Origin of the sequence: Rathayibacter tanaceti, from assembly GCF_001634385.1 — a bacterium.
GTDB lineage: Bacteria > Actinomycetota > Actinomycetes > Actinomycetales > Microbacteriaceae > Rathayibacter > Rathayibacter tanaceti.
Genome location: NZ_LIIN01000152.1, coordinates 1 through 5611 on the forward strand (window position 1 = coordinate 1; position 5611 = coordinate 5611).

The window sequence follows — 5611 nt, forward strand, 5'->3', positions numbered from 1 at the left end:
GCCGAGACGGTGCGCCGCCGCCGCGCCTCCGGTGGGCCCGCCGAGTCGGCCTTCGCGACGCTCGTCGGCCTCGAGCTGCGCCCCCCGGCGCCTCCGGAGGCGCCGCCGATGTGGCGGCCAGTCCACCCGACGCCCGTGGGGCCGGAGGCGCGCGACAGCCTGTGGTCGCACCCCGATCTCCTCCCCGGCTCGGACGACCTGGACGACCCGAGCGCGCTGGTCGCCCGCCTCACCGCGGAGGCCAGCGGCCAGAGCCCGGAGCCCGACGAGATGGACCGCGCTCTGGAAGACCTGCTGAACGGCACGATGCCGGATGCCACGGAGGGCGACTCCGGCGACGAGGGCCCGGACCCGACGGGCGACCGCCCCGTGTGATCGACACCCGGCGCCCCGCCTGTGGACAACTCGCGCGGCGCCGGAGCGATCTCGGCCATGATCGGCCGATGGTCCTGCGACTCGACCCCCGCCTCCCCCTGCTCTGGCGCTCCGCGAACGCGCTGCAGCTCGGCCTCGACCGGCCGCTGGTGATCCTCGACGACGTCGGCTACGCCGAGGAGCTCCTGCTCGACGCTCTGCGCCTCGGGACGAGTGCGGCACGGTCCGGCTGATCGCGACCCGGGCCGGAGCGAGCGACGCCCGCGTCGACGAGGTGCTGGCGGCCCTGCGGCCGGCGCTGCTCAGGACGATCCCAGGCGGCACCGCCTCCGCCGCCGCGCATCGTGGTGGAGGGGGTCGGCGCGGCACCCGACGCCCTGCGGACGCTGCTGCGGAGCGAGGGCTGCGAGCTGCTGCCTGACGACGAGGTCCCCGACCTCGCTGTGCTCATCGCCGACTTCGCGGTCTCCCCCGCCCGCGCCGCGCACTGGCTGGCGGCCGACGTACCGCACCTGGCGGTGGTGTTCGGTGACGAGGCGGTCCGCATCGGCCCCCTGGTCGAGCCGGGAGAGGGACCCTGCCTGCACTGCGCGGAGCGCGACCGGATCGACCTGGACCCGGACCGGGCGCGCCTGGTGATCCAGGTGCTCGGGCGGACGGCTCCCACCCGCACACCCCTGGCCAGCGCCGCGATCGCGGTCGCGACGGCCGACGCGGTGCTGCGACGCCTCCTGACCGGGTGGCGCGGACTGCGCGCCGTCGAGCGTAGCTACAGCGACGCCTCGGGAGCGTTCAAGACGCGGGAGCAGGAACCGCACCCCGACTGCGCGTGCCGAGCTCTTCGAGGAACCGCGACGGTTCCCTCCGAGTGACGCGGCCGACCGTCGAGCGCGCCCACGAGAGCCGGAGTCGCCGCCGCGCGCGGGTGATGCCGACGTACAGGAGCCGCCGCTCCTCATCGACGGCCTCGAGCCCGTTCGCGTAGGAGATGGGCAGCAGGCCCTCGGCGAGACCCATCAGGTGCACCGACTCCCACTCGAGGCCCTTGGCCGAGTGCAGGGTGGCGAGGGTCACGGCCGCCCGATCCGGCTCGTGGTGGCCCTGCTGCCGGGCGATGAGGTCGTCGGTGAACCGGCGGAAGCTCCAGTCGGCCGGCGCCTCGTCGACGAGGCGGGCCAGGGTGTCCAACGACTCCCAGCGGTCGCGCACGGCGCCCGGGGCCGACGGCGGCTCGGCGCTCCAGCCGAGTGAGCGGAGCACGTCGCTCACCGACTTGAACAGCGGCTCGCCGCCGATCGAGACGGACGCGGCGCGCAGCTGCATGACGGCCTGCTTCACCTCGGGCAGGTCGAAGAAGCGCTTGCCGCCTCGCACGTGGGCGCTCACCCCGCGCTCGTGCAGGGCGTGCTCGATCATCGCGGACTGGCTGTTGGTGCGGAACAGCACCGCGATGTCAGAGGGGCGCACTCCCGCGTCGACGTCGGCGGCGACCCGCTCGGCGACTCCCCTGGCCTCGGCGATGTCGTCCGGGTAGGCGTCGATCGCCGGCTCCGGCGCCTCCACCGCCGCGACCGCGTGCAGCGAGAGCGCACCGGGACGTCCGCGCATCAGGCGGTTCGCGGTCTGCACGATCGGCACGGCGGAGCGGTAGTTCTCCTCCAGGCGCACGACCGTCGCGGCGGGCCAGCGCGCCGGGAAGTCGAGGAGGTAGTCGGCGCGCGCTCCGGCGAAAGAGTAGATGGTCTGGCTCGCGTCCCCCACGACGCAGAGATCGCTCCGGTCTCCGAGCCAGAGCTCGAGGAGGCGCTGCTGTAGCGGGGAGACGTCCTGGTACTCGTCGACGACGAAGAAGCGGTACTGCTCGCGCACCTGCATCGCCATCGCCGGCTCCGACTCGAGCATGCCCGCGGTCACGAGCAGGACGTCCTCGAAGTCGATCTGGCGCCGCTGGTCCTTCAGGCCCTCGTACTCGTCGACGAGCGCGACGGTCTGCTCGAGGGTGAGCCTCCCCGGGAGCGCACGGGTCCGAGCGGCGACCGCGTACTGCTCGAGGGAGAGCGCCGAGACCTTCCGCCACTCGATCTCGGCCGACAGATCGCGCAGGGTCGCCGTGTCGAGCCTCAGGCGGAGGCGCTCGGCCGCGTGCGCGAGCAGGCGCGCCTTGCCGTCGAGCAGCGTCGGCATCGTGCCGCCGACCAGCTGGGGCCAGAAGTAGCCGAGCTGCGAGAGCGCGGCGGCGTGGAAGGTGCGGGCCTGCACGCTGCCGGCACCGAGCACCCGCAAGCGCGAGCGCAGTTGGGCCGCCGCACGACTGGTGAAGGTGAGCGCCATGACGCGGGCGGGCGTGTAGACGCCGGTCTCGACTCCGTGCGCGATGCGGTGCGTGATGGTGCGGGTCTTGCCGGTGCCGGCTCCGGCGAGGACGCAGACGGGGCCCAGCAGAGCCTCCGCCGCCTGGCGCTGACCCTGGTCGAGGCCGTCGAGCAGGCTCACGCGATCGGGCCGTTCTCGAGCTCGCCTCCGTACCAGTCCTCGATCATGGCGCGGGCGATCGACGAGCGGCCCGGCAGGAGCACCGAGTCGAGCGAGTCGTGCAGCTGCTCGCGGGTGAACCAGCGGAGCTCGACGATCTCCTCGCCGTCCGGGAGCAGGTCCTCGGGCGACTGGTCCTCGGCGAGACGGGCCGTGAAGCCCACCATGAGGGAGGCGGGGAACGGCCACGGCTGCGAGCCGAGGTAGTGCGGGTCGACGACGCGCAGGCCCGACTCCTCCCCGATCTCGCGGACCACCGCCGCCTCGAGCGACTCGCCGGGCTCGACGAAACCGGCCAGGAGCGAGAAGCGGCCGGTGCCCCAGAGAGCGTTCGCGCCGAGGAGGAGGCGGTCGTCGGCGTCGAGGACGCAGACGATGATCGCCGGATCGGTGCGCGGGAAGACCTGACTGCCGTCGGTCGATGCGCGCCGCACCCAGCCGCCCTGCTCGACGACGGTCGGTTCTCCGGTGCGGGGCGAGTAGCCGTGGGAGGCGTGCCAGTTGACCACGGCCAGCGCCTCGGTGAAGAGACCCGCGTCGCGGTCGCTCAGGCGCTCGGCGATCGGACGGAGGCCGCTCCAGAGCTCCTCATCGGGCTCGAGCTCGGCGGCGGCCGCATCGGTGAGCACGGTCGCGACGACGGGGGTGCCCGCAGGCTCGCCCGGGGCGTCGACCGTCGTGCGGCCGAGGTAGACGCGGAGGGTGCCCGCGGTGACCTCGGCGGTCGTCCGGAGCGCGAGCCGGTCGGCGGCGATCAGGGTGCGGTCGCGGTGCAGCGGCAGCACGCGGGTGGCAGGGTCGGCGAGCAGCTCGTCGAAGAGCGCCGGCCGGGCGCGGCCGACGTGGTCGCGGTCGACGGCCTGCCGCGAGAGCGGGAGGCGATCGGCGAAGGGCAGTGACATCCGGGGCTCATTTCATGACGGAGCCGCGAGGACCGCTGTCACGGGCCCTCGACGGCATCGGCGGGACAGCGCGTGGCGGCGGGCCGGCCGGGCACGAGCCGCCTACCCTGGAAACCATGGCCAGATCCCACCTCACTCTAGCCGCGCTGGCCACCTCGGCCGTCGAGGGCCTCGACGTCCGCACCGCGCGACCCTTCACCTCCTCGACGCACGGCGACTTCGACTCCGCGATGGTCACGACGCGCGACGGAGCCCGCCTCCTGGTGCGCGTCCCGACCTCACCGCTGGCCGAGCAGGAGCAGCTCGGCGACCTCGTCGCGCTGCGGGCGCTGTCCGCCGGCATCCGCAGCCGCCTGCCCTTCGACCTGCAGGAGAGCATCGGGCAGACTCCCTTCGACGGCACCCGCGCCGTGGTCTACGAGTACCTCGAGGGCGAGCGGGTGCTCCTCGACGACATCGCGCCGCAGAGCGGTCTCGCCGACTCGATCGGCCGGGCGATCGGGGCGATCCACTCGCTGCCCGCCTCGTTCGTCCAGGAGGCGGGACTGCCTCTCGCGACAGCCCGTGACAGCGTCAACGAGACGGTCGCGGTCATCGAGCGCGCCGCCGACACCGGGCACGTCCCCGCCGCTCTCGTCGCCCGGTGGGAGTCGGCCTCGTCGGACGAGGCGCTCTGGCAGTTCGACCCGACGGTGGTCAACGGCTCGATGACCGCCGACTCGTTCCTGCGCTCGGGCGACGTCGTCTCCGCCGTCCTCGGGTGGGCGGCCCTCCGGGTCGGCGACCCGGCACGCGACCTGCACTGGCTGCTCAGTGCCCCCGGCTCCGCGACGGCGCTCTCGGCCTACTCCCGGATGCGCGCGGGCGCGGTCGATCGCACGATCCGCCAGCGCGCCCAGCTCTACGCCGAGCTCGAGCTCGCGCGCTGGCTGCTGCACGGCACCGGCACCGACGACTCCGCGATCGTCGACGACGCGGTCGCGATGCTCGACACCCTGGTCGACAGCGTGCTCGGCGATCTCTCGGCGCCGCTCTCGAGCGACACCGGCCCGGTGCTCGAGGTCTCGGAGGTCGAGGAGCTGCTGAACCGCACCCCGGGGGCCCGAACCGGCTCCTCCGCTCACGGCCGCGGGCTCGCCCCCGTCGCCGAGGAGAGCGACTCCGCCAGCTCCCGCTCGGAGTAGAAGCGCTCGGGTCGCAGCACGAGGTCGTCGGCGACGAAGAAGAACACGGCGTCGACGCTCTCGAGCGGCACCCCTCGCCAGCGGGAGTAGGCGAGGCGGTAGAGCGCGAGCTGGAACTGCTTGAGCTCGAGGTCGGCGGCATCCCTCGGCGCTCTGCCGGTCTTCCAGTCGACGATCTGCACGCCGTCCTCCGTCGCGTACACCGCGTCGAGCTTGCAGACCACCACGTGACCGGCGAGCTGGAGGTGGATCTCGATCTCGACGGCCTCGGGTCGGCGGTCGGCCCACTCCGACCGCTCGAAGGTCTCGATCAGGGCGTCGAGGCGCTCCTGCTCGACACTCGTCGGGCCGGAGTCGTCGAACTCGTCGGGGAAGGTGTCGACCGCCTCCGCCCCGCCCTGGATCCCGAAGCGGTTCTCGACCCAGGAGTGGAACGTGGTGCCGAGGCGGGTCTGCCGGTAGGGCCGCTCCGGCATGGGTCGCCGCAGCTGCGCCGAGACCGCGTCGGGAGCGCTCACGATGTCCTTGAAGCGCGACGCCGGGATGCGGGCGGGCAGGGCCGGTCGTTCGCCGCCGGCGAGGCGCTCCGCCCGTTCGGCGAGCAACAGGCGGATGTCG

Annotated in this window: 7 protein-coding genes; 4 read left to right on the plus strand and 3 right to left on the minus strand. The window is 73.7% G+C overall.

The features are described from left to right. From ACH61_RS13625 to ACH61_RS13630, 3 genes are all read left to right on the plus strand, one after another. Positions 1-375 (plus strand): zinc-dependent metalloprotease (locus tag ACH61_RS13625; protein ID WP_161489668.1); only part of this gene is annotated, 375 nt, incomplete at its 5' end. Positions 376-443: 68 nt separating this feature from the next. Then, a complete protein-coding gene (locus ACH61_RS17535) occupies positions 444-608 on the plus strand; it encodes a hypothetical protein (protein WP_161489669.1) in 165 nt (54 codons plus the stop codon). Positions 609-719: 111 nt separating this feature from the next. Continuing rightward, positions 720-1247 carry a TOMM precursor leader peptide-binding protein gene (locus ACH61_RS13630; RefSeq protein ID WP_068212972.1) on the plus strand — a complete coding sequence of 176 codons (528 nt, stop codon included), beginning with the start codon at positions 720-722 and terminating at the stop codon, positions 1245-1247. On the opposite strand, the gene ACH61_RS13635 is transcribed toward ACH61_RS13630, so the two are convergent. Then, a complete protein-coding gene (locus ACH61_RS13635; RefSeq protein WP_132504580.1) occupies positions 1168-2904 on the minus strand; it encodes an ATP-dependent helicase in 1737 nt (578 codons plus the stop codon). The genes ACH61_RS13630 and ACH61_RS13635 overlap by 80 nt on opposite strands. After that, entirely contained in the window at positions 2865-3809 is a 945-nt protein-coding gene (nudC, locus tag ACH61_RS13640; protein WP_068212978.1) for an NAD(+) diphosphatase, read from the minus strand. Before nudC ends, ACH61_RS13635 begins: the two co-directional genes overlap by 40 nt. Before the next feature lie 116 nt (positions 3810-3925). Between nudC and ACH61_RS13645 the strand changes: the two genes are divergently transcribed. Continuing rightward, positions 3926-4993 (plus strand): phosphotransferase, encoded by a 1068-nt coding sequence (locus ACH61_RS13645; RefSeq protein WP_068212981.1) that lies wholly within the window; start codon positions 3926-3928, stop codon positions 4991-4993. Here ACH61_RS13645 and ACH61_RS13650 read toward each other — a convergent pair. Then, positions 4930-5611 (minus strand): PD-(D/E)XK nuclease family protein (locus ACH61_RS13650; protein WP_161489670.1); only part of this gene is annotated, 682 nt, incomplete at its 5' end. The genes ACH61_RS13645 and ACH61_RS13650 overlap by 64 nt on opposite strands.

What these genes read in the sequence shown, in the direction of transcription:
- nudC (WP_068212978.1), bottom strand. Translation starts at nt 3,809, where the DNA reads ATGTCACTGCCCTTCGCCGATCGCCTCCCGCTCTCGCGGCAGGCCGTC.
- ACH61_RS13645 (WP_068212981.1), top strand. Translation starts at nt 3,926, where the DNA reads ATGGCCAGATCCCACCTCACTCTAGCCGCGCTGGCCACCTCGGCCGTC.
- ACH61_RS17535 (WP_161489669.1), top strand. Translation starts at nt 444, where the DNA reads ATGGTCCTGCGACTCGACCCCCGCCTCCCCCTGCTCTGGCGCTCCGCG.